The following is a 20,024-nucleotide window of genomic DNA, read 5'->3' as shown; positions in this document are numbered from 1 at the left end:
GCCCGGGCCGGGCTGGATTGCCCGTGGCCCCGGGTGGATTGCCGGGTTACAACGCTGTAACCAGTATGTCGACGCACCGCTGTCCCGCCGTGCCGGCGGGTCTGGGAACTACTCCCCTTCAACCCACGAGTGTAGCCGTTGGCAGGACAAGTGAAAATTCGTTGAGACTAAAAAACAACGCTTGTCCGCCGGGCTTTCCGGCCCGGGGGATGCACACCGACAGCTCCCTCGCGAGGGCGTCGAAGCGCGGCGAGCCGACGGCATTGGCCAGGGCCGCGGCCAGTGCAGGTGCGTCGGCAACGTGGTAGCTGTGCCAGGAACCCGACAGGCGCAGCTCGACAACTGAGCGGTGGACATCGAGCAGGGGCAGAACGGGGATGGAAGGTGCCATGTGGGGGCGAAAGCCTTTCGTCAGCTCTTGCCGGGACCAAGTGGTCCGCGGCCGCTTCTTCATCCGAACCACCCATGAACCTGGGGTTGGTGCGCGGCCAGTCGGAGCTTGGCGCCGCATCTCGTGAAGCTGGAACCACTTTACCGCGATTCGGAGGCCCGCAGGATATTTGCGTGCAATTGCGTCCAGGCAGCGGGGTCGTAGGGAGGAATGTTGGTGTTGTCCCGGCGCATCCCGGTGGAACCGTCGATGAGCTCCCGCACGATGTCGGCATGGCCCGCATGGCGTGCGGTCTCCACGTTCATGTGCAGCAGCAGGCGCCCGAGCGTGGTGTCGCGTTTCTCCGGCACCCACCAGGAAACCGTGGCCGGTGCATCCAGGGGGAGGGCTGCGATGTTGTGGTTTGCTGCGGCGATGGCGCGGCGGTAAAAATCGAGGATCTCGGAGCAGGGGATATCGGCGGGCACCCACATGTCGGCGCTGACTTCCGGATCGGCCATCAGCGCGTCGTGGCGTTCATCGTCGACCGTGAACCCGAGGCATTCGACAAAGTAGCCGTACTCGACGGTGGCCAGATGCTGGATCAGGCCCAGGAGGTTGGTGCCCGTCCCGACCATGGGGCGGGTCATTTCCTGCTCGCTGAGGCCCTCGACCTTCCAGAGCATGGCTTCGCGCGTGCTGTCCAGGTACGTGGTGAGGTGGTCCTTGAGATTATCCATGCGGCCCAGCCTAGGAGTGCCGGGGCGTGGCTGGGAAGGGGGGAGTATCGGCAAAAAGGGAACCCGTCGCCGCGATTGGTGCGCGAGGACGGGCTCCCTCACCCTGGATTTTCCGGGGCGGGTTCCGCTGCTAACGGCCGGCGACCTCGTTGAGTTCCGCGCCTTCGGCTTCCGCCTGGCCGGCGACCCGGGCGTTCCAGCGGGTGATGACCGCCGCGGAGGTGGGTCGCGTGATCAGGGAGACCACGACGAAGGTCAGTGCCGAGGCGATCAATCCGAAGTAGATTGGCTCGTTGGCGTAGATGCCGTCGAAGCGCTGTTCGGCCTTGATTTCCAGGACGATCATGGTGCCCAAGGTGACGATGGTTCCGGCGGCCATGGAGGCGGCGGCCCCCAGCCCGTTCCCGCGCTTCCAGACCAGCCCGCCGATGATGGCCACCAGCAGGCCGCCCACGAGGATGTCGTAGGCAATGGTCAGTGCCGCGACCACGTCGGAGACCATGATGGCCAGCACGATCGAGACAATGCCCAGCAGCAGCACCCAGATGCGGTTGGCGCGCACATCGTGCTCCGGGTTTTCGTTGGTGTTCACCTTCACGTTCCTGCCGAACCAGCTGGCCACGAACGGGGTGACGTCGGTGCGGGCCACGGTTGCGGCGGCAATCAGCGCGCCGGAGGCGGTGGACATCATGGCTGCGACCGCGGCCGCCAGTACCAGTCCGCCGATGGCGACGGGCAGCAGCTGCGTGGCGACCTCCGCGTAGACCACGTCCTTGTTGGTGTCAGCGCCAATGATCTCCGGCAAGGCGACCTTGGCGGCCATGCCGATGATGGCGCCGGCTGCCCCGTAGAGCACGCAGTAGATGCCGGCGGTGGTTCCGCCCCAGCGGGCCACCTTCGGCGTCTTGGCGGTGAACACGCGCTGCCAGATGTCCTGGCCGATGAGCAGGCCCAGGGTGTAGACCACGAAGTAGGTGATGATCGTCTGGACGCCGATGCCGGTGAAGCTGAAGAACTCCGTCCCGACGCGTTCGCGGATCCCGGACATGCCGCCGGCGGCGTTCAGCGCGAAGGGCAGCATCAGGAAGAAGATGCCCACGGTCTTGATGACGAACTGGACCTGGTCGGCCAGGGTGATCGACCACATGCCGCCAATGGTGGAGTAGACGACCACGATGACCCCGCCGATGGCGATGGCCATCCAGCGTTCCCAGCCGAAGAGGACCACGAAGATCGTCGCATAGGCGCTGGTGGAGGTGGCGCAGAGCATCAGCGTGTAGGCGAGCATGACGATGCCCGAGGTGTTCGTCGCGGACTTGCTGCCGTAGCGCAGGGTGAGCATCTGCGAGACGGTGAAGATCTTCAGGCGCTGCAGGGTGGGGGCGAAGAGCAGCGAGAGCAGGATGACGCCGGCGCCGATGGCCACGACAAGCCACATGCCGGAGATCCCGAACTTGTAGCCCAGGCCGACGCCGCCGACGGTGGAGGCCCCGCCCAGGACCACGGCCGCCATCGTGCCGGTGTACAGGAACGGGCCGAGCCGCCTGCCGGCCACGAGGTAGTCGCTGCTGTTCTTGGTGCGCGATTTTCCCCACCAGCCGAAGATGAGCATGGCCGCCAAATAGGCGGCAACGATCGTGCCATTGATGAATTCCATGGGGGAGCCTTTGCTGGGAATGAAACCTGGGTGCAACTCTGGGATGCCTGGGGGTAAACTTTTGTTGTTCTACAGGCTAATGTGAGGTGTCGCACACGTCAATTGCACCTAAGCTGTATGAACGCAATATTTCCCTCGAGCCCACCTGGAGACCCGCGCCGATGAAAGCCCTGCCCGTTGAGCCCAGCAGTGCTGCCCTCGCCATCGGCTCGCGGATCCGGGCGGCGCGTCATGCCCAGCGCCTGACCATTGACCAGATCGCCGAATCCACGGGCTTGACCAAGGGTTTTCTCTCCCGGGTGGAGCGCGATTTGACCAGCCCCTCGGTGGCATCGCTGGTGACCCTGTGCCAGGTGCTGTCCCTGGAAGTCGGGGACCTTTTCACCCAACCGGATACCCACGTGGTCAGGCTTGCCGAAGCCCCGCGCATCTCACTGGGCGGCGAAGGCATTGTCGAAAGGCTGGTGACGGCGCGTTCGGAGCGGCGCCTGCAGGTGATTCGCGCCGTCATTGCCCCGCACGGCGAGGGCGAAAAAGAGCTCTACTCGGTGGATTGCGAGGTGGAGGTACTCCACGTCCTCTCCGGGCGCTTCGTGTTGATTTTCGCCAACGAGCGGTTTGACCTCGACGCGGGGGACACCGTGACCTTCCCGGGGCGCGAGCCGCACAGCTGGAAGAACCCGACGGGCGAGGAAGCCATCGTCACCTGGACGCTGGTCCCCGCCGCATCGCGCTAACCCACGTGCACCCATGGCCGCTTGCCGATTGCCGGCTCGGCCTCGCGCAGCACTTCGCGCGTCAGCGGTGCGATCTCGCCCTGGCCAAGGAACAGGAAGCGCAACAGGTTGTGCACCGGGTTGCCTTCGGTCCAGCGGAAGTAGATGTGCGGCATCACGCCGGTTTGGTCGCGGATTTCCAGGCAGATCGCGGCAATGGCGGTGGGCACGGAAGGCGCCTCCGCCTGCAGGATCTTGTAGCCGTGCCGGGTGGTCCCCGAAACCACGATGTCCTGGGCGAAGTCCGAGAAATCCGAGACCCTGATCTCGATGAAGACCACCGGCGCATCCACGGGCAGATGGCTGGCCATCCTTGCGTGGGCAAGCTTGTGCCGGTAGCGGGCAGCTGAGAGGCGGACCGGCTCGTGGGCGATGATCCGCACCATCGAATCCCGGCTGGAGGTCTCGATGATCTTCAGGGCCTCCTCATCGAGGGTCACCGACGTGGCCCGCAGTTCCGTGGAGCGCCGGAAACGCGAAACCATGGAGACGACGATGATCCCGGCGATGAAGAACCCGGCTATCCGGATGCCGTCGGGCCGCTCGACGACATTGGCGCCGGTGGTGTAGATGAAGATGGCCGAAATGATCCCGAAGCCAATGGCCCGCCACCGCTGGCCCTTGCGCTTGGCGGAAATGGTGACTGCCACCGCTGCCGAGGCCATGAGCACCAGCACGCCGGTGGCGTAGGCGGCACCCTGGGCGTCGACACTTGCCTCGAACAAGATGGTGATGACCACGGCAATGCCGATGAGTACCAACACCAGAGGCCGGACGGCCCGTGCCCACTCCGGGGCCATGCCAAAGCGGGGCAGGTAGCGGGGAATGAGGTTCAACATCCCCGCCAGGGCCGAGGCGCCGGCAAACCACAGGATCAGGATGGTGGACAGGTCGTAGACGCTGCCGAAGCCGTCGCCGAGCATCGAGTGGGCCAGGAACGACAGGGCGCGGCCATTGGCCTGGCCGCCGGGCTGGAATTCCGGGGCGGGTATCAGCAGGGTGGTGACGATCGAGGAGGAAACCAGGAACACGCTCATGGTCAGTGCCGCCGTAAGCAGGAGCTTCTTGGCCCCGGCGATGCGTCCGAGCGGGTTGGCCTCGGTGTCCCCGGGAGCCTTCCGGATCTGGGGCATCACGGCCACACCGGTTTCAAAGCCGGACAGGCCCAGGGCCAACTTGGGGAAGACGAGCAGGGCAATGGCAATCATCATCCAAGGGTCCGAATGCGAGGCCGTCAGGTTCAGCCACCAATGGTCCACGGGGGCGGGGTCGCGAACCAGCGACGCCACTGCGACGGCAATGACGACGAGGTTGAGCAGCAGGTAGGCGGCGACCAGGCCAACGGCCAGCCAGATGACCTCGTGGAAGCCGCGCAGGAACAGTGCCCCCAGCAGCAGGATGAGGACCAGCGTAATAATGACTTGCTGCCCGTGGAATGCATCGGGGGTGAAGGGGTTTTCGATGATGTGCGCCGTGGCATCGGCCGAGGACAGCGTAATGGTGATCATGAAGTCCGTGGCCGCAAAGCCCAGCAGCACCAGGACGAATAGTTTGCCCTTCCAATGGGGCAGCAGGCGCTCGAGCATGGAGATCGAACCCTGCCCGTGCGGGGATTCGTTGGCCACGCGCCGATAGACCGGCAGCGCCGCACCCAGAGTGACTGCCACGAGCAAGAGCGTGGCCAGCGGGGCCAAGGCGCCGGCCGCCAGTGCGGCAATGGCGGGTTGGTAGCCAAGCGTTGAAAAGTAGTCCAGGCCGGAGAGGCACATAACCTGCCACCATCGGTGTCCAGTCGGCTTGGAGCCGACGGGATCCGCATGGTCCTGACCTATTTCGGTGTCACGGAGCCACCTTGAAAAGCGTTTTGGACGGGTCTTGGTTCGCACGGGCGAAACCAGTCCGGCAGACGCGGGGGTTTTCTTCACGAGAAGGAACGCTACTCTTGCCTAACGAACCTGGATATAGCTGGTGACAACTTGGTTGGTGACGTGCGCGACAGTACGCCGCTTTGACATTCAGCCGCCGAAAAGCAACCATTTTGTAGCGGCATACATAAGGGAAGTCGTTTCCTGCGTTGCACCCGCCTGCTTAAAGGACTTTGTTTGTGAGTACCCTGCCCGAAGACACATCCTTGGTTCCTTGGCGACCCAAGCGGCTCTGGGCACCGTGGTGGCTTGCGATGATCCTGGGCGGGACTACGGGGGTCACACTGACACTGCTCCGGACCTCCAGGACGTTTGTCATTCCCGGCGCGATAGCCCTGGCCATGATCATCATTTTTATCAGCGTCGCCACGATCTTGCGTCGGCAATTCCATTCCGAGGCCCTCGAGCCACCGATGTCGCTTTCCTATCTTTTGTGGATGGTGTTGTTGATTTTCCTTGTGGGTCCCGTCCAGCTGGTGTTGCTGCCCGCGAATCCACAGGAAGTGATCGTCAAGGCACTGGCATTGTCCGTGGGCATATCCATTTGCATGTATGCGGCGGACCGCGCCTTGTTCTCTTCGTTTGCGAAGCGGCAGCGTCCCAGGCAGGACGCTTGACCGGTGGCTTTCAGTGATGGAAAAGCACGGCTTTCCATCACTGAAAGTGCTTCTTGTCATGCCCGACGAAAAGCCCCCCGCCCGCCGACCTTGATCACGCGCGGCGCTCGCCGAGATCGACGGAGTCTCCGGCGCCATGGTGAACTCCACCGAGGCGCCCCGAGGTTTCATGCTCGCTGTGGTGCTGATCGTTTCGACCATCCTGGCACTTCTGTACGTTCTTGATGCGCGAACGGGCCAGGCCGCGTCCCACCCCGTCTAATCCGGCCAAGTTCGACGAACTGATCCACACCCGATTGCGCTGTGCTGGCAGTTGCCGATTCGGTGCTGCGTAGGCACCGGAAGTAACAAACGGCTGCCGGGTGTGTCCATATTGCACGATTCGCCAAGGGTGGACGGAGTCATGTCAGGGCCGTGCTGGGCGTTGGCGGGGGCAGGGCCCATGCGGGGAACGTGGCGGCACTGCGTGCCATGCTCGCCCAGGAAATCTGATCCCCGAGCCGAGGCCGGTGCCTTGACTGTTGCCCACACCACAAATAGCATACAGGGCAACGGTTGTTTCATATTGAGCAACAAGGCATGTTCGGCGCTCGGTGCCGGAAACCCTGAGGGAGAAGAACGTGGAAGAACTCCGCATTGAAGAAAACGGAAACATCGGGCCCATCGACGCCTCAAAGATTCCGCGTTTTGCCGGACTGGGCACCTATGCCCGGCTCCCGCGCATCGACCAGGTGCCGGCCGCCGATATCAAGGTCGTGGGTGTTCCGTTCGACGCAGGAGTTTCCTATCGGCCAGGTGCACGTTTCGGGTCCACGCACATCCGCGAATCCTCCCGCCTGCTGCGTCCCTACAACCCGGCCCTGGATGTCTCGCCCTTCGCGCTGACCCAGGTGGCCGACGCCGGGGACATGGCGGTAAACCCGTTCAACATCAACGAGGCCATCGAGACCATCCAGCAAAACGCCTTGGACCTCACTGCCGACGGCTCCACCCTAGTGACCCTCGGCGGGGACCACACCATCGCGCTGCCGCTCTTGCGCGCTGCCGCCGAACGCGCGGGTGCGCCGGTGGCGATGCTGCACTTCGATGCGCACCTTGACACCTGGGACACCTATTTCGGTGCCGAGTACACCCACGGCACCCCCTTCCGCCGCGCAGTGGAGGAGGGCATCCTCGACACCGAGGCCATCTCCCACGTGGGAACCCGTGGCCCGCTTTACGGCAAGAAAGACCTTGAGGACGACAAGCGCTTCGGCTTCGGCATTGTCACCAGCTCGGATGTCTACTACCAGGGCGTGAACGAGATCGTGCACAAGCTGCGCGACCGCATCGGCGACCGCCCGCTCTACATCTCCGTGGACATCGACGTGCTGGACCCGGCCCACGCCCCGGGCACCGGAACCCCCGAGGCCGGCGGCATCACCAGCCGCGAGCTGCTCGAGATCATCCGGGGGCTGCGCGGCATGAACATCGTCGGCGCCGACATCGTCGAAGTCGCCCCCGCCTATGACCATGCCGAGATGACGGGCGTCGCCGCTTCCCACGTGGCCTACGACCTGGTCTCGCTGATCGCGGACAAGCGCGCCAACGACAAAAAAGCGGCCCAGGCATGAGTCCGGACCACATCGCCGAAGTGGGCACGCGCAACGGCGGGGACCTGGTGATCGAAACCCTCGAGGCGCTCGGTGCCCACACGGTCTTCGGCATCCCCGGCCAGCATGCGCTGGGCCTTTTCGATGCACTCTCGCGCTCGAAGCTGCATTTCGTCTCCTCCCGCGTGGAAAACAACTCAGCCTTCGCCGCCGACGGCTATGCCCGCGCCACCGGCGAGGTCGGCGTACTCTTCCTCTCCACCGGGCCCGGGGCCCTGACCTCGCTGGCCGGTCTGCAGGAGGCCTACGCCACCAGTGTGCCGATGGTGGTGGTGGCCAGCCAGATTCCGCTGGACGGGCTTGGCGCACGCCGCAAGGGCATGCTGCACCAGCTCGATGACCAGAAGGCCTCCGCGGCGAATGTCACCAAGTCCCAGCGCACCGTCCACCACGCCTCGGGCATCCCCTCGGCCATCCAGGACGCGTGGGCCGATGCGATCACCGTGCCGCAGGGCCCGGTCTGGGTTGAAGTCCCGCAGGACGTCTTGCTCGCCCCGGTGCTGGTGCCGCCGGTCATCGACGCGCTGGCCGAGGCCTACGAGCATCCGCCGCGCGTCGAACTCATCGACGAGGCGGTCCGCTGGCTGGCCAAGGCCAGCCGCCCGGTGATCGTGGCCGGCGGCGGGGTGCGCCGTGCCGGGGCCAAGGACGCGCTGCTTGCGGTGGCCCAGTCCCTGGGCGCACCGGTGGTGTGCTCGCCCGGCGGCAACGGGGCCTTTCCGTGGAACCATCCGCTGTCGCTGCAGTCCTGGGTGGAGGACCGGCACGTCACCGAGGTCCTGGAAGACGCCGACGTGCTGATCGTGGTGGGCTCCGCCCTGGGCGAGGTCACCAGCAACTACTTCACCCTGGAACCGCGCGGGCACCTGATCCAGATCGATGCCGAGCCGCGCGTGCTCGAATCCAACCGTCCCGCCCTCGGCATCCGCGCCGATGCCAAGGCGGCGCTGGAATACCTGGGCGAGGCGCTGGGCCGGTTCGAGGGCGGGACCGGGGCCGACTGGCACGGCCAGGGACCCGAAAAGGTCGTTGCCGACACCCTGGCCAAGGTCATGGCACGGCTTGATGCCCAGGACCTGGCCAAGGAGCGCACGTTCATGGCCGACATCCGCGCCGCGGTGCCCGATGACATGCAGACCTTCTGGGACATGACCATTTCCGCCTACTGGGGCTGGAGCTGCTGGGACTCCAAGGCCGGGGAATTCCACTCCGCCCAGGGTGCCGGCGGCTTGGGCTTCGGCTTCCCTTCGGCCATCGGCGGGGCGCTGGGGCTGCAGGTAGCGGGCAAGACGCCGGCCCAGGCGCGCGTGCTGGCGGTCTCCGGCGACGGCTCGGCCATGTACTCGATTGCCGAGCTGGCCACCGCCAAGCAGCACCAGGCTCCCGTGACCTGGCTGATCGTCGACGACGGTGGCTACGGGATCCTGCGCGAATACATGGAAGGGGCCTTCGGGAAGGCCACCGCCACCGAGCTGGCCCGCCCGGACTTCGTGGCGTTGGCCGAATCCTTCGGGATCCCGGCCCGCCTGGTGGACCCGGAAAACGTGCGCGAGGCGCTCGAGGAATCCTTTGCCGCCGACGGCCCCAACGTGGTGGTGGTGCAGACGCTGCTGAAGATGTTCGCGCCAACTCACCTGTAGAAGGCGGGATGCCTGCACACTCCTTGCGGCTACGGCAGTGTCTTGATGTAGATCGCGAGGGCGTCGCGCACGAAGGACGCGCCCTCGATGCCGCCGTAGTTCGCGGCGAAGCGCTCGTCGGCCACATACATCTCCGCCAGGCCCATGACGTACCCCTTGGTGTCGCCGCCCGGCTCCGCCGCCGGGGTTCCCGGGATGCCGGTGAGCCACTGGACGTGGCGCCGGGCCAGGTCCTGGGCCTGCGGGGAGTCCGGGGTGATTCCGGCATCCCGGGCCGCGGCGATCCAGTCATTGCCCAGGTCCTTCATCCGGAGCTTCCAGTCCTCCTGCCCGTCCTTGCCCAGCCCGCGCCACCAGGCGTCGGAGCGAGCATAGGCTTCCTTGCCCCAGCGCTGCTCCACCTCGTCCTGGTGCACCGTATGGTCAAATCCGTCGAACATGTTTTTTGCCATGAGCTTCCCTCTTCCTTGCAGTGAATCGATGGTGTGTTGCACTGCCGCAATCCGTCGTGCGAGGCGGTCTTGTTCGGCGCGCAGGAGGGCCAGGTGCGTTTCCAGCGCCGCGGCCTCGTCCGCCTCGGCCTCGATGACCTGGTGGATCTGCGGCAAACCGAGTCCCAGCTCGCGCAGCAGCAGCACGCGCTGCAGCCGGATCAGAGCCGCCTCGTCGTAGTACCGGTAGCCGTTGTGTCCGATGCGGCTGGGCGGCAGCAGGCCGATGTCGTCGTAGTGGCGCAGCGTGCGGCTGGTGGTGCCGGCGAGCCTGGCGACCTGTTGTATCGACCGTTCCATGGAATCAACGGTAAATCTTGACGCAACGTCAATGTCAAGAGGGTGCGCGGGTCGCCGGGGCCGTGCCGGCTACTTCCTGCGGTCCCCATCGAGGCCGGCACCGGGGCGCAGGTCCAGGCGGCGCAGCAGCTGCGCATTCAACGCCACCACGACGGTGGAAACCGACATCAGCACCGCACCGACGGACATCGGCAGGACGAAGCCGATGCCGGCCAGCGCCCCGGCGGCCAGGGGAACGGATACCAGGTTGTAGCCGGCCGCCCACCACAGGTTCTGCTTCATCTTGCGGTAGCTGGCCTGCGACAGCTCGAGGACGGAGAGCACCGAGCGCGGGTCGTCACTGGCCAGGATGACCCCGGCCGAGGCAATGGCCACATCGGTGCCGGCCCCGATGGCGATGCCGACATCGGCCTGGGCCAGCGCCGGTGCGTCATTGACTCCGTCCCCGACCATGGCGACCTTCTGCCCCTCCGCCTGCAGCCCGGCGACCTTGGCGGCCTTGTGCTCCGGGCGCACCCCGGCAAAGACCCTGTCGATGCCCAGCTCCCGACCCACCGATTCTGCCACCGCCGAGGCGTCCCCGGTGATCATGACGACTTTGATGCCCCGGGCGTGGAGCGCCTCAACGGCGGCGCGGGATTCGGGACGGATTTCATCCGCCAGGGCCAGTGCCCCGATGACGCTACCGTCGGCGATCACGTGCAGGATGGTTGCCCCGCGCGCCTTCCAACTCTCGCTGGCCGGCAGCGGCTCAAGGGCATGGGTGGCCAAAAGGTGCGGGCCGCCGACCCCGATGTCGGTGCCGTCGACGGAAGCCCGGACACCCTCGGCCGGCGAGGAGCGGAAGCCGGTGGCGGGGGAGAGAGACAGTGAGCGTTCGCCCGCGGCCCGCGTGATCGCCTGGGCCAGCGGGTGCTCGCTGTCGGATTCGGCGGCCGCAGCGAGGGCCAGGACCTGGTCCTCGGAGTGGCCCGGTACCGCTGCGATCTCGGTGAGAACGGGTTCGCCGACGGTCAGGGTGCCGGTCTTGTCGAAGAGCACCGAGGTTACCTGGCGCATGCCCTCCAGGGCGAGCCGGTCCTTGATGAGCACCCCGCCCTTGGCGGCGCGTTCGGTGGCGATGGAAACCACGAGCGGGATCGCCAGTCCCAGGGCGTGGGGGCAGGCGATGACCAGCACCGTGACGGTCCGGATGACCGCGGCGTCCGGGTCCCCGAGCAGCGACCAGACGGTGGCGGTGATGAGGGCCGCGCCCAAGGCGAACCAGAACAGCCAGCCGGCGGCAGTGTCGGCGATGCGCTGGGCGCGCGAACTGGAGGCCTGCGCCTCGGTGACCAGGCGCTGGATGCCCGCCAGGGTCGTGTCGGCCCCGATCGCGGTGACCTGCACGCGGACGGCGGTGTCGGTGGAGACGGTACCTGCCACCACATGCTGACCGGGGCCGCGGGACACCGTGCGGGACTCGCCGGTGATCATCGACTCGTCCATCTCGGCGGTTCCGTCGGTGATTTCCCCGTCGGCCGGGATGCGTCCGCCGGGGCGCACGATGACGACATCGCCCAGTTCCAGGGAGCCGGGGGCTACCTGTTGGACTTCACCGCCGACGATGCGTTCGGCGGTGTCGGGCAACAGCGCGGCCAGCGAATCCAGGGCCGAGGTGGTCTGGGCCAGGGACCGCATCTCGATCCAGTGGCCCAGCAGCATGATGACGATCAGCAAGGCGAGTTCCCACCAGAAGTCCAGTCCGTGGTCCAGAAGGCCGAGGCTCGCACCCCAAGAGGACAGGAAGGCGACCGTGATGCCCAGGGAGATCAGCAGCATCATCCCCGGCTTGCGGGCCTTGAGCTCGTCCTTGGCGCCGGAGAGGAACGGCCGCCCGCCCCAGAGGTACATCACCGTACCAAGGACCGGGGAGACCCACGGGATCCACGCGGTCCGGGGCAAGGTGACGCCAATGAGCATGGTGAACATGGCGTTGAAGGCCAGAACCGGGATCGAGAGAGCCAGCATGGCCCAGAAAAGCTTCCGGAAGACTGCCACATGGTCTCCGTGGCCGCCGTGGTTTCCGTGCCCGTTCCCGGCTGGGGAAGCGTGCTCCATGGCGTGCTCCATGCCGGAGTGGTCGTGGTTCGAATGCGGTCCTGGTTCCACCGGGGCCGCCGCTGGGTGCTGGTGTGCATTCATGCCCATAACATATACCCCATGGGGGTATATGTCAACGATCCGCGAACAGTTCCCATGGGCGTCATTCTGGCGCCGTCAGCGTGGGACACAGTTAGTCAGGGCCGCTAGGGTTCCGTGAGGCGCCGGCAACCAGCGCACTCGCAGACCACGCGAAACTGGGTACCGACCAGGGAATTTTGGCGCGGAGGAAGAAGTTCGACCTAGGGGGACGGTTGCCAAGTGAAGTGCTGGCACCCGGACGACTGGACTTTATCGAAAGGAAGAGCAATGCCAACGCTTGGAATCATCGGAAGCGGAAACATCGGATCGGCAATCGCTCGATTGGCCGTTGCATCGAATATGAACGTGGTCATTGCGAATTCCCGTGGCGTCGAATCACTTCAAGAACTCATTGCCGAACTCGGACCGCTGGCCGCCGCCGGCACAGTTGAAGAAGCGGCCAATGCCGGAGACGCAATCGCGCTTTCCATTCCGCTCACCGCAGTCAAGGATCTGCCAACCGGATTACTGCGGGGCAAGATTGTCCTGGACACCAGCAACTACTACCCCTTCCGCGATGGCCGCATCGCGGGGCTCGACACGGGAGCGATGACCACAAGTGAGTTGGTGGCGGGGTGGCTGGATGGAGCACGCTATGTCAAGGCCTTCGGCAACATCCTTGCGCACCATATTCCCCTTCTTTCCCGCCCCGGTGATGCCCCTGATCGATCCGTGCTTCCCATCGCGTCCAATGACGCCCAGGCCAAAAGCCAAGCGGCGGCAATCATTGAACGACTGGGGTTCGACACCCTGGATGCGGGTACGCTCGCAGAGACTTGGAAATTTGAACCCGAGTCCGCAGGATACACGCGCATATATCTCGCGGACCCAGGCACGCCCGATGACCAGCTGCAGTCCTCGACTCCAGGACCGGCGCCAGCGGAACAGGTCAAGGCCGCACTGGCTTCCGCGACTCGTGTGAACGTCGCCGAACGAGCCTTCTAAGAAGCACTGCATTCCCTTCCTAGGGGCACACGAGCGACGCTTCGCGGGCGTTTCCTTCGGGTCGCCCACGGCCCCGGTTTTCAGGAAATGATCACTAGTGAAAATTCGAAAATCGTGATGAGGCGACGACTGCCTTGATTATTGGATGGGCTTTATCGCCCTTTCATCCGGCGTTGTCTCCGGCGCGAGAAGGTTCCTGGGATCGAAGGAAGCACGCGGGGAACCGGGGAAGCCCGGAGCAAGAGCGCGATCCAGTCATTCCATTAAACGGCTTCGGGCCGGCGGGGAACCCCAAAAGGATCCCGCCGGCCCGCGGCCCAACGTGCGGCGCGTTTTAGCGCAGCACCACGGTGCGGTTGCCGTAGAGGAACACGCGTCCCTCGGCGTGCCACTTCACCGCGTTGGACAGCGCCTTGCATTCGGTGTCGCGACCGGCGGCCACCAGGTCCGCGGGGGAGTAGGTGTGGTCGACGTCCTGGACCTGCTGGGAGATGATCGGTCCCTCGTCGAGCTCGGCATTGACGTAGTGGGCGGTGGCGCCCACGGTCTTCACGCCGCGGTCCCAGGCCTGGTGGTAGGGCTTGGCGCCCTTGAAGGACGGCAGGAACGAGTGGTGGATGTTGATGGTCTTGCCGGTGAGCTTGCGGCTGAGCTCGTCACTGAGTACCTGCATGTAGCGCGCCAGCACCACCAGCTCCACGTCGAACTCGTCAATGAGGTCGAGCAGCTTCGCCTCGGCGGCCGGCTTGGTCGCCGGGGTCACGGGGACGTGGAAGAAGGGGATGTTGTGCCACTCGGCCAGCGACTGGTGGTCGGTGTGGTTGGAGACCACGGCGACAACGTCGATGGGCAGCTCGCCCAGGCGGGCCCGGTGCAGCAGGTCGTTAAGGCAGTGGTCGAACTTGGAGACCATGATCAGCACGCGCTTCTTGGTGCCCTTGGGCGCCAGCGTCCAGGTGATGCCGTATTCGTCGGCCAGGGAGGCGAAGCCGGCGCGCATGGACTCGGTCAGGCCCGGGGCGTCGGCCCCGGCAAAATCGACGCGCATGAAGAACTGCCCGGCACGGCGGTCCCCGAAATGCTTGAGCTCGACGATGTCGCGGCCCTGGGCAAGCAGGAACCCGGTCACCGCATGGACGATGCCGGGGCGCTCCGCGCAGGCGACGGTGAGGATGTGTTCGACTTCAGTTGGTGTATCCACGTTCGGCACTCCGATACATGCGCGGCCGCCGGGGCCGCGCGAAGGGTGGTCTGTTTACTTTGCTGCTGGTGTTCCGCTGGCAATCTTAGATGCGGGTTGCCCGCATTCCCGATTTCGTGCCGTGATGTTGCGTCCACGAGCGCGGCGGGCGACCCCGCCCCCCTGGGGAGGGAAGCAGGATCGCCCGCGGTCGCAACGAGTTTGGCAGCGTGCGCCTAGTCGATGGGGGCGGAAGCGAATTCCGTCATGGCATCGAGCAGCCAGCGCGCCGTGTAGTCGGCAAAGGACGCCCGCGGCAGCAACCGGAAGGTGTCCTCGGCACTCTTCCACAGCAGCACCGGAACCGGCCCGAGCACTGTGGTGATCGCGGTTCCCGCGCCGAAGCTGCGCGGGTGCAGGTCCGCCGGGCAGCCCTTCTCCAGCACTTCTCGGGCACTGGGTCCCGAGAGCTCGATGACGGTGCGGTTGGCCGAGAGGTCGACCACCTGGCCCGGGGCCTGTCCCAGTGCCTGGACCAGGTCGCCGAGCAACTCGGTGCCCTCCGGTGCAACCAGCAGGAACTCGTCCGGGCCGCTCCAGAGCACGGCTGTCCCGTCAGCGGTCCCGGCGACCTGTCCCACCGAGTCCGGCAGGCCGACGCCGGTTGCCGCGGCCAGGGCGGCGTGGGCTTCGGTTCCCGGCTCGGCCCGCAGGCCGAGCTGGGTGGTGAACGCGATCTCGCGCAGCGACACGCCGCGTTCACCCTGCACCGAGCCCTGCTCGAGCGCGGATGCCAGGTGCGCCAACGGACTGGTGCGCAATACGGAAATATCAGTCAAAACCTGCTCAGCCATCTCGACGGCTCCCTTCGGAATCAAAAAGTACGGTTTCGCCCACGACGACATCCACGAGCTTGCCGTCGACGAAGGCCGACAGCTCCTCGCCGATGCGCGCCCGGCCGTTGGAAATCATTGCCATGCCGAAGCTGCGGCCCAGTGCCGGGGAGAGGTAGCTGGAGGTGACGAACCCCTGCATCGGCACCGGCGACACCGACTGGGTCAGTTCGGTGCCCTTGTTCACCAGCTGGGTGCCTTCGGGCAACCGGAGGCTCTTGTCCGCCGGCAGCACGGTGACCAGCTGCTTGCGGTCCTCGCGCTTGTTGTCCACGCGGTCGAAGGAACGCTTGCCCACAAAGTCCTTGACCTTGGAGACGACCCATTCCATCGAGGCGTCCTGCGGGGTCACCGTGCCGTCGGTGTCCTGCCCGACGATGATGAATCCCTTTTCTGCGCGCAGCACGTGCATGGTCTCGGTGCCGTAGGGGGTGATGTTGAATTCCTCCCCGGCTTCCGCCACGTCTTCCCAGACCTTCAGGCCGTACCAGGACGGCACGTTGATCTCGTAGGCGAGTTCGCCGGAGAAGGAGATGCGGCAGACCCGGGCCTCGATGCCGGAGGCCAGCGTGGTTTCCTTGAAGGCCATGAACGGGAAGGACTCGTTGTCCAGGTCCAGTTCGGGGGCGACCTTGGCCAGCACCGCGCGGGACTTGGGCCCCACGACAGCGACGGTCGAGTACTGCTCGGTGACCGAGGTGCAGGTGACGTCCAGTTCCGGCCATTCGGTCTGCAGCCATTCCTCCAGCCAGTCCAGCACGCCGGCGGCGCCGCCGGTGGTGGTGGTCATGAAGAACCTGTCCTCGTCCAGGCGCAGCGTCACCCCGTCGTCGAAGATCATGCCGTCGGCCTTGCACATCAGGCCGTAGCGGGCCAGACCGGGCTTGAGCTTCTTGAACGCGTTGGTGTACATGCGGTTCAGGAACTCGCCGGCGTCCTTGCCGCGGATCTCGATCTTGCCCAGGGTGGACGCGTCCATGAAGCCGACCGAGTCGCGCACGGCCTTGGACTCGCGGTAGACCGCGGTGTCCATGTCCTCGCCTTCCAGCGGGTAGTACCAGGGTCGCTTCCACTGCCCGACGTCCTCGAAGAGCGCGCCGCGGGCCACATGCCACGGGTGGATGGAAGTCAGGCGGGCCGGGTCGAAGAGCTCCCCGCGCTCGCGCCCGGCCAGCGCCGCAAAGGCCACCGGGGTGTAGGGGGCGCGGAAGGCGGTGGTGCCGATGCCCGCCACGTCGTTGATGTCCAGGGCGGCGGCGATCACGCCGATGGCGTTGACCCCGGAAGTCTTGCCCTGGTCGTTCGCCGTGGAGATGGAGGTGTAGCGCTTCACGTGCTCCACCGAGCGCATGCCCGCGCCGACCGAACGCAGCACGTCGGCCACGGTCTGGTCGCGCTGGAAGTCCACGAAGTGGCTCTTGTAGTCGGCACCCTCGCCTGCCAGCGAGGGAACCAGCCACAGGGCGCGCGAAACGCCCGGGGTCTCCACCGGTGCGCTGGGCACCGATGGGGTGGTGCTGAATCCTGCGGCGGTCGCCGCGTCGGCTCCGGCGCGGGCGCCCTCGGCCAGCGCGGAGGCCAGCTCGAGGCGCCCGTTCATGGCACCTGCGGTCTGCTGGTTGGCCACCGGGTGCTGTGGGACGAAGGCGGAGAGCGCCTCGCTCCAGCCCAGTCGGCGTTCGCGCTGGGAGTGTAGGTGCACCACCGGGTTCCAGCCGCCGGAGACGGCCAGGACCTCGGCGTTGATGGTCTCGGTGTCCCCGACCAGTGCGCCGGCGGCATCGATGCCGCTGATGGTGACCGAGGACAGCGAGCCGTCGGGACCTGCCGCGGTGTCGGCAACCACGGAGCCGACGATGACCCGGATGCCGCGCGCAGAGACCTCGGTGGCGCGGATCGAGGGCTCCTCGCGGGCGTCGACGACAGCGGCGACCGTGGTGCCGGAGGCCAACAGGTCCTCGACCAGCGCATAGGCGGAGTCGTTGGTGGTGGCCACGACGATGTCGTTGCCCACCTGCACGCCGTAGCGGTTTAGGTAGGAGCGGGCCGCGGCCGCCAGCATGATGCCCGGGCGGTCGTTGTTCTCGAACACCAGCGGGCGTTCGTGGGCGCCGGTGGCCAGCACGACCTGCTTGGCACGGATGTGCCAGATGCGCTCGCGGGACACTCCCGCACCCTGTTCCCCGGCCAAGTGGTCGGTGCGGCGCTGGACGGCCACGAAGTAGTTGGCGTCGTAGCTGCCGAACGCGGTGCTGCGGGAGAGGTAGGTGAACTCGGGCGCATCGGCCAGGACCGCGCGGGTCTCGGCGATCCATGCGGCGGCGGGCTTGCCGTCGATGGTCTCGGTGGAGGCCGAGAGCAGCGAGCCTCCGGCCTCGGGCTGTTCGTCGATGAGGATGGTGCGGGCGCCGGACTTGGCCGCCTCGCGGGCCGCCGCCAGTCCGGCGGGGCCGGCGCCGACGATGAGCACGTCGGTGTGCACGTGCTTGCGGTCGTAGATGGCCTCGTCGGCGCGCGGGTCCAGCTGGCCCAGGCCCTGCAGCAGCGTGACGTCCATGCCGTCGGTGAGTTCCACCGTGGTGGCCGGGAGCATCGATTCATTCACGTGTCCGGCCCAGCGGGCGGCGACCTTGATCAGTGCGTTGGATTCCTCGACGCCGGCTGAGACGATGCCGCGCGGGCGCTTGAGGTAGAGCGAGTCGCCGCAGGCGCGGATTCCGGCTCCGAGCATGGCCGAGGCCACGGTGTCCCCGGCGAACCCGGTGAACGACTTGCCGTCAACGGTGAAGGAGAGTTCGCGGGTGCGGTCGATGCGGGCCGAGACGGCTGCTTCCGCGCCGAGTCGGTGCGAAGAAGTGGTGCTCACTTGGTTCCTCCCTGTGCCGGGGCGTTGGTGGTCTTGATCGGCTGCGGCTCGCCGGGCTTGTAGACGGCCTTGAATTCATAGGTCACGGTGTCGCGCACCGCGTTGAACCAGCGGCGGCAGCCGGCGGAGTGGACCCAGCGTTCGGCGAAGAGCCCCTTGGGGTTCTGGCGGTAGAACAGGTACTTGGCCCACTCGTTGTCGTTCAGGGCCGAGGGGTCCTCGGGGTAGGCCACGTGGGCCTCGCCGCCGTAGCCGTATTCGGTCTCGTTTCGGGGCCCACACCAGGGGCATTCGATGAGCATCATTTTGTGTGGATCCCTTTCTAGTGGGCCACGGCTGCGGCGCCGTGTTCGTCGATGAGGTGGCCGGTCTCGAAGCGCTCGATGGAGAAGCCCGCGTTGAGCTCGTGCGCCTCGTCGTTGGCGATGGTGTGGGCGAAGGTGTACCCGGCGCCCGGGGTGCCCTTGAAGCCGCCGGTTCCCCAGCCGCAGTTCACGTAGAGCTGGTCGATCGGGGTCTTGGAGACGATCGGGGAGGCGTCCATGGTGGTGTCCACGATGCCGCCCCAGGTGCGCAGCACGTGTGCCCGGCCGAAGATCGGGAAGAGCTCGACGGCGGCTGCCATCTGCTCCTCGATCACGTGGAAGGCGCCGCGCTGGCCGTAGCCGTTGTAGGAGTCGATGCCCGCGCCCATGACCAGTTCGCCCTTGTGGGCCTGGGAGACGTAGACGTGCACGTGGTTGGACATGACGACCGTCGGGTGGACCGGTTCGTGCAGTTCGGAGACCAGTGCCTGCAGCGGGTGGGACTGGATGGGCAGTTCGAAGCCGGCCTGTTCGGCCAGCACCGAGGAGTGCCCGGCGCCGCAGAGGGCGACCTTGCCGGCGTTGATGGTGCCGCGGGACGTCTTGACGCCGGTGACCCGGTTGCCGTCCTTGATGAAGCCGGTGACTTCGCAGTTCTGGATGATGTCCACGCCCATTTCGTCGCACTTGCGGGCGAAGGCCCAGGCGACGTGGTCGTGCTTGGCGATGCCCGCACGCGGCTGGTAGGTCGCGCCCATGACCGGGTAGCGGATGTCGTCCCCGATGTTGATGATCGGGCACAGTTCCTTGACCTGCTCGGGGGTGATCCATTCGGCGTCCACGCCGTTGAGCTGGTTGGCCCCGACCCGGCGCATGGACTCGCGCACGTCGCCCAGGGTGTGGGCGAGGTTCATGACCCCACGCTGGGAGAAGAGGAAGTCGTATTCGAGTTCCTCGGGCAGCTGCTCCCAGAGCTTGAGGGACTTTTCGTAGATGCCGGCGGATTCGTCCCAGAGGTAGTTGGAGCGAATGATCGTGGTGTTGCGGGCCATGTTGCCGCCGGCCAGCCAGCCGCGTTCCAGGACGGCGATGTTTGTCATGCCGTGGTTCTTGGCCAGGTAGTAGGCGGTGGCCAGGCCGTGCCCGCCCCCGCCGACGATGACTGCGTCGTAGGAGGACTTGGGTTCCGGATTGCGCCAGAGGAATTCCGGGTGCTCGGGGAGGATGTCGGCCATGGTCTTATGCTCCAATCGGGGCGAGGTTCGGGTACAGCGGGTGGGCGTTGGCCAGGGCGTGCACGCGGTCCTTCAGGGCCGCGAGCGTGGCCTCGTTGTTCTCCTGGGTGCCGGCGATGAGGGTCTCGGCGATGATGTCCGCGACCTCCACGAACGCGGCCTCGGAGAAGCCGCGGGTGGCCAGGGCCGGGGTGCCGATGCGCAAACCG

At 66.2% G+C, this 20,024-nt stretch carries 17 protein-coding genes, 1 pseudogene and 1 riboswitch; of the genes and pseudogenes, 6 read left to right on the top strand and 12 right to left on the bottom strand.

The genetic code is table 11. From position 1 onward, the window contains the following. Positions 1-118: 118 nt before the first annotated feature. From ACIPUB_RS10615 to ACIPUB_RS10605, 3 genes are all read right to left on the bottom strand, one after another. The gene (locus ACIPUB_RS10615) at positions 119-391 is read right to left on the bottom strand and encodes a hypothetical protein (protein WP_407607344.1); all 273 of its coding nucleotides are present in this window, start codon (positions 389-391) and stop codon (positions 119-121) included. 18 nt (positions 392-409) lie between these two features. Continuing rightward, positions 410-520, bottom strand: a riboswitch (SAM riboswitch). Positions 521-531: 11 nt separating this feature from the next. Then, positions 532-1,110, bottom strand: coding sequence for a DinB family protein (locus ACIPUB_RS10610; RefSeq protein WP_407607343.1), 579 nt, complete (start codon positions 1,108-1,110; stop codon positions 532-534). A 130-nt stretch (positions 1,111-1,240) separates the two neighbouring features. Beyond that, complete coding sequence (locus tag ACIPUB_RS10605; RefSeq protein ID WP_407607342.1) at positions 1,241-2,767, bottom strand: sodium:solute symporter; 1,527 nt, start codon at positions 2,765-2,767, stop codon at positions 1,241-1,243. Between the two features lie 161 nt (positions 2,768-2,928). Here ACIPUB_RS10605 and ACIPUB_RS10600 point away from each other — a divergent pair, with 161 nt between their 5' ends. Then, positions 2,929-3,504, top strand: a complete 576-nt coding sequence (locus ACIPUB_RS10600) for a cupin domain-containing protein (RefSeq protein WP_407607341.1) — start codon at positions 2,929-2,931, stop codon at positions 3,502-3,504. Here ACIPUB_RS10600 and ACIPUB_RS10595 read toward each other — a convergent pair. Next, positions 3,501-5,312 carry an amino acid permease gene (locus ACIPUB_RS10595; RefSeq protein ID WP_407607340.1) on the bottom strand — a complete coding sequence of 604 codons (1,812 nt, stop codon included), beginning with the start codon at positions 5,310-5,312 and terminating at the stop codon, positions 3,501-3,503. The two genes, ACIPUB_RS10600 and ACIPUB_RS10595, sit on opposite strands and share 4 nt — an antisense overlap. A 335-nt stretch (positions 5,313-5,647) precedes the next feature. On the opposite strand from ACIPUB_RS10595, the gene ACIPUB_RS10590 reads away from it, so the two are divergent. From ACIPUB_RS10590 to ACIPUB_RS10575, 4 genes are all read left to right on the top strand, one after another. After that, the gene (locus tag ACIPUB_RS10590; protein WP_407607339.1) at positions 5,648-6,085 is read left to right on the top strand and encodes a hypothetical protein; all 438 of its coding nucleotides are present in this window, start codon (positions 5,648-5,650) and stop codon (positions 6,083-6,085) included. 136 nt (positions 6,086-6,221) lie between these two features. Further along, entirely contained in the window at positions 6,222-6,347 is a 126-nt protein-coding gene (locus ACIPUB_RS10585; RefSeq protein ID WP_407607338.1) for a hypothetical protein, read from the top strand. Positions 6,348-6,705: 358 nt separating this feature from the next. Continuing rightward, complete coding sequence (speB, locus tag ACIPUB_RS10580) at positions 6,706-7,698, top strand: agmatinase (RefSeq protein ID WP_407607337.1); 993 nt, start codon at positions 6,706-6,708, stop codon at positions 7,696-7,698. After that, positions 7,695-9,377, top strand: a complete 1,683-nt coding sequence (locus ACIPUB_RS10575) for a thiamine pyrophosphate-binding protein (protein ID WP_407607336.1) — start codon at positions 7,695-7,697, stop codon at positions 9,375-9,377. The genes speB and ACIPUB_RS10575 overlap by 4 nt, the downstream gene beginning before the upstream one ends. A 29-nt stretch (positions 9,378-9,406) precedes the next feature. Here the strand turns inward: ACIPUB_RS10575 and ACIPUB_RS10570 are convergent, their stop codons facing one another. Continuing rightward, positions 9,407-10,168 (bottom strand): MerR family transcriptional regulator, encoded by a 762-nt coding sequence (locus tag ACIPUB_RS10570; protein ID WP_407607335.1) that lies wholly within the window; start codon positions 10,166-10,168, stop codon positions 9,407-9,409. 69 nt (positions 10,169-10,237) lie between these two features. Beyond that, on the bottom strand, positions 10,238-12,352 hold the full coding sequence (locus ACIPUB_RS10565; RefSeq protein WP_407607334.1) for a heavy metal translocating P-type ATPase: 2,115 nt from the start codon (positions 12,350-12,352) through the stop codon (positions 10,238-10,240). 219 nt (positions 12,353-12,571) lie between these two features. Here ACIPUB_RS10565 and ACIPUB_RS10560 point away from each other — a divergent pair, with 219 nt between their 5' ends. Next, positions 12,572-13,336, top strand: coding sequence for an NADPH-dependent F420 reductase (locus ACIPUB_RS10560; RefSeq protein ID WP_407607333.1), 765 nt, complete (start codon positions 12,572-12,574; stop codon positions 13,334-13,336). A 334-nt stretch (positions 13,337-13,670) separates the two neighbouring features. Here ACIPUB_RS10560 and purU read toward each other — a convergent pair whose 3' ends face one another. The 6 genes and pseudogenes from purU to ACIPUB_RS10530 all read right to left on the bottom strand — a co-directional run. After that, on the bottom strand, positions 13,671-14,537 hold the full coding sequence (gene purU / locus ACIPUB_RS10555; RefSeq protein ID WP_407607332.1) for a formyltetrahydrofolate deformylase: 867 nt from the start codon (positions 14,535-14,537) through the stop codon (positions 13,671-13,673). 215 nt (positions 14,538-14,752) lie between these two features. After that, positions 14,753-15,370, bottom strand: coding sequence for a sarcosine oxidase subunit gamma (locus ACIPUB_RS10550; RefSeq protein ID WP_407607331.1), 618 nt, complete (start codon positions 15,368-15,370; stop codon positions 14,753-14,755). Next, positions 15,363-18,275: a sarcosine oxidase subunit alpha family protein gene (locus tag ACIPUB_RS10545; protein WP_407607330.1), complete on the bottom strand. Its 2,913-nt coding sequence runs from the start codon at positions 18,273-18,275 to the stop codon at positions 15,363-15,365. The genes ACIPUB_RS10550 and ACIPUB_RS10545 overlap by 8 nt, the downstream gene beginning before the upstream one ends. Beyond that, on the bottom strand, positions 18,272-18,580 hold the full coding sequence (locus ACIPUB_RS10540; RefSeq protein ID WP_149619474.1) for a sarcosine oxidase subunit delta: 309 nt from the start codon (positions 18,578-18,580) through the stop codon (positions 18,272-18,274). The genes ACIPUB_RS10545 and ACIPUB_RS10540 overlap by 4 nt, the downstream gene beginning before the upstream one ends. A gap of 17 nt (positions 18,581-18,597) precedes the next feature. Next, positions 18,598-19,815, bottom strand: a complete 1,218-nt coding sequence (locus ACIPUB_RS10535) for a sarcosine oxidase subunit beta family protein (RefSeq protein ID WP_149619475.1) — start codon at positions 19,813-19,815, stop codon at positions 18,598-18,600. A gap of 4 nt (positions 19,816-19,819) precedes the next feature. After that, positions 19,820-20,024, bottom strand: a pseudogene (locus ACIPUB_RS10530) (serine hydroxymethyltransferase); the annotation flags it as partial.

Source organism: Paeniglutamicibacter sp. ORCA_105 (assembly GCF_045798545.1).
Classification (GTDB): domain Bacteria; phylum Actinomycetota; class Actinomycetes; order Actinomycetales; family Micrococcaceae; genus Paeniglutamicibacter; species Paeniglutamicibacter sulfureus.
The sequence above is the reverse complement of the archived record's forward strand: the minus strand, read 5'-3'. Positions and strand labels throughout refer to the sequence as shown.

What these genes read in the sequence shown, in the direction of transcription:
- ACIPUB_RS10615 (WP_407607344.1), bottom strand. Translation starts at nt 391, where the DNA reads ATGGCACCTTCCATCCCCGTTCTGCCCCTGCTCGATGTCCACCGCTCA.
- ACIPUB_RS10610 (WP_407607343.1), bottom strand. Translation starts at nt 1,110, where the DNA reads ATGGATAATCTCAAGGACCACCTCACCACGTACCTGGACAGCACGCGC.
- ACIPUB_RS10605 (WP_407607342.1), bottom strand. Translation starts at nt 2,767, where the DNA reads ATGGAATTCATCAATGGCACGATCGTTGCCGCCTATTTGGCGGCCATG.
- ACIPUB_RS10600 (WP_407607341.1), top strand. Translation starts at nt 2,929, where the DNA reads ATGAAAGCCCTGCCCGTTGAGCCCAGCAGTGCTGCCCTCGCCATCGGC.
- ACIPUB_RS10595 (WP_407607340.1), bottom strand. Translation starts at nt 5,312, where the DNA reads ATGTGCCTCTCCGGCCTGGACTACTTTTCAACGCTTGGCTACCAACCC.
- ACIPUB_RS10585 (WP_407607338.1), top strand. Translation starts at nt 6,222, where the DNA reads ATGGTGAACTCCACCGAGGCGCCCCGAGGTTTCATGCTCGCTGTGGTG.
- ACIPUB_RS10575 (WP_407607336.1), top strand. Translation starts at nt 7,695, where the DNA reads ATGAGTCCGGACCACATCGCCGAAGTGGGCACGCGCAACGGCGGGGAC.
- ACIPUB_RS10570 (WP_407607335.1), bottom strand. Translation starts at nt 10,168, where the DNA reads ATGGAACGGTCGATACAACAGGTCGCCAGGCTCGCCGGCACCACCAGC.
- ACIPUB_RS10565 (WP_407607334.1), bottom strand. Translation starts at nt 12,352, where the DNA reads ATGAATGCACACCAGCACCCAGCGGCGGCCCCGGTGGAACCAGGACCG.
- ACIPUB_RS10550 (WP_407607331.1), bottom strand. Translation starts at nt 15,370, where the DNA reads ATGGCTGAGCAGGTTTTGACTGATATTTCCGTATTGCGCACCAGTCCG.
- ACIPUB_RS10540 (WP_149619474.1), bottom strand. Translation starts at nt 18,580, where the DNA reads ATGATGCTCATCGAATGCCCCTGGTGTGGGCCCCGAAACGAGACCGAA.
- ACIPUB_RS10535 (WP_149619475.1), bottom strand. Translation starts at nt 19,815, where the DNA reads ATGGCCGACATCCTCCCCGAGCACCCGGAATTCCTCTGGCGCAATCCG.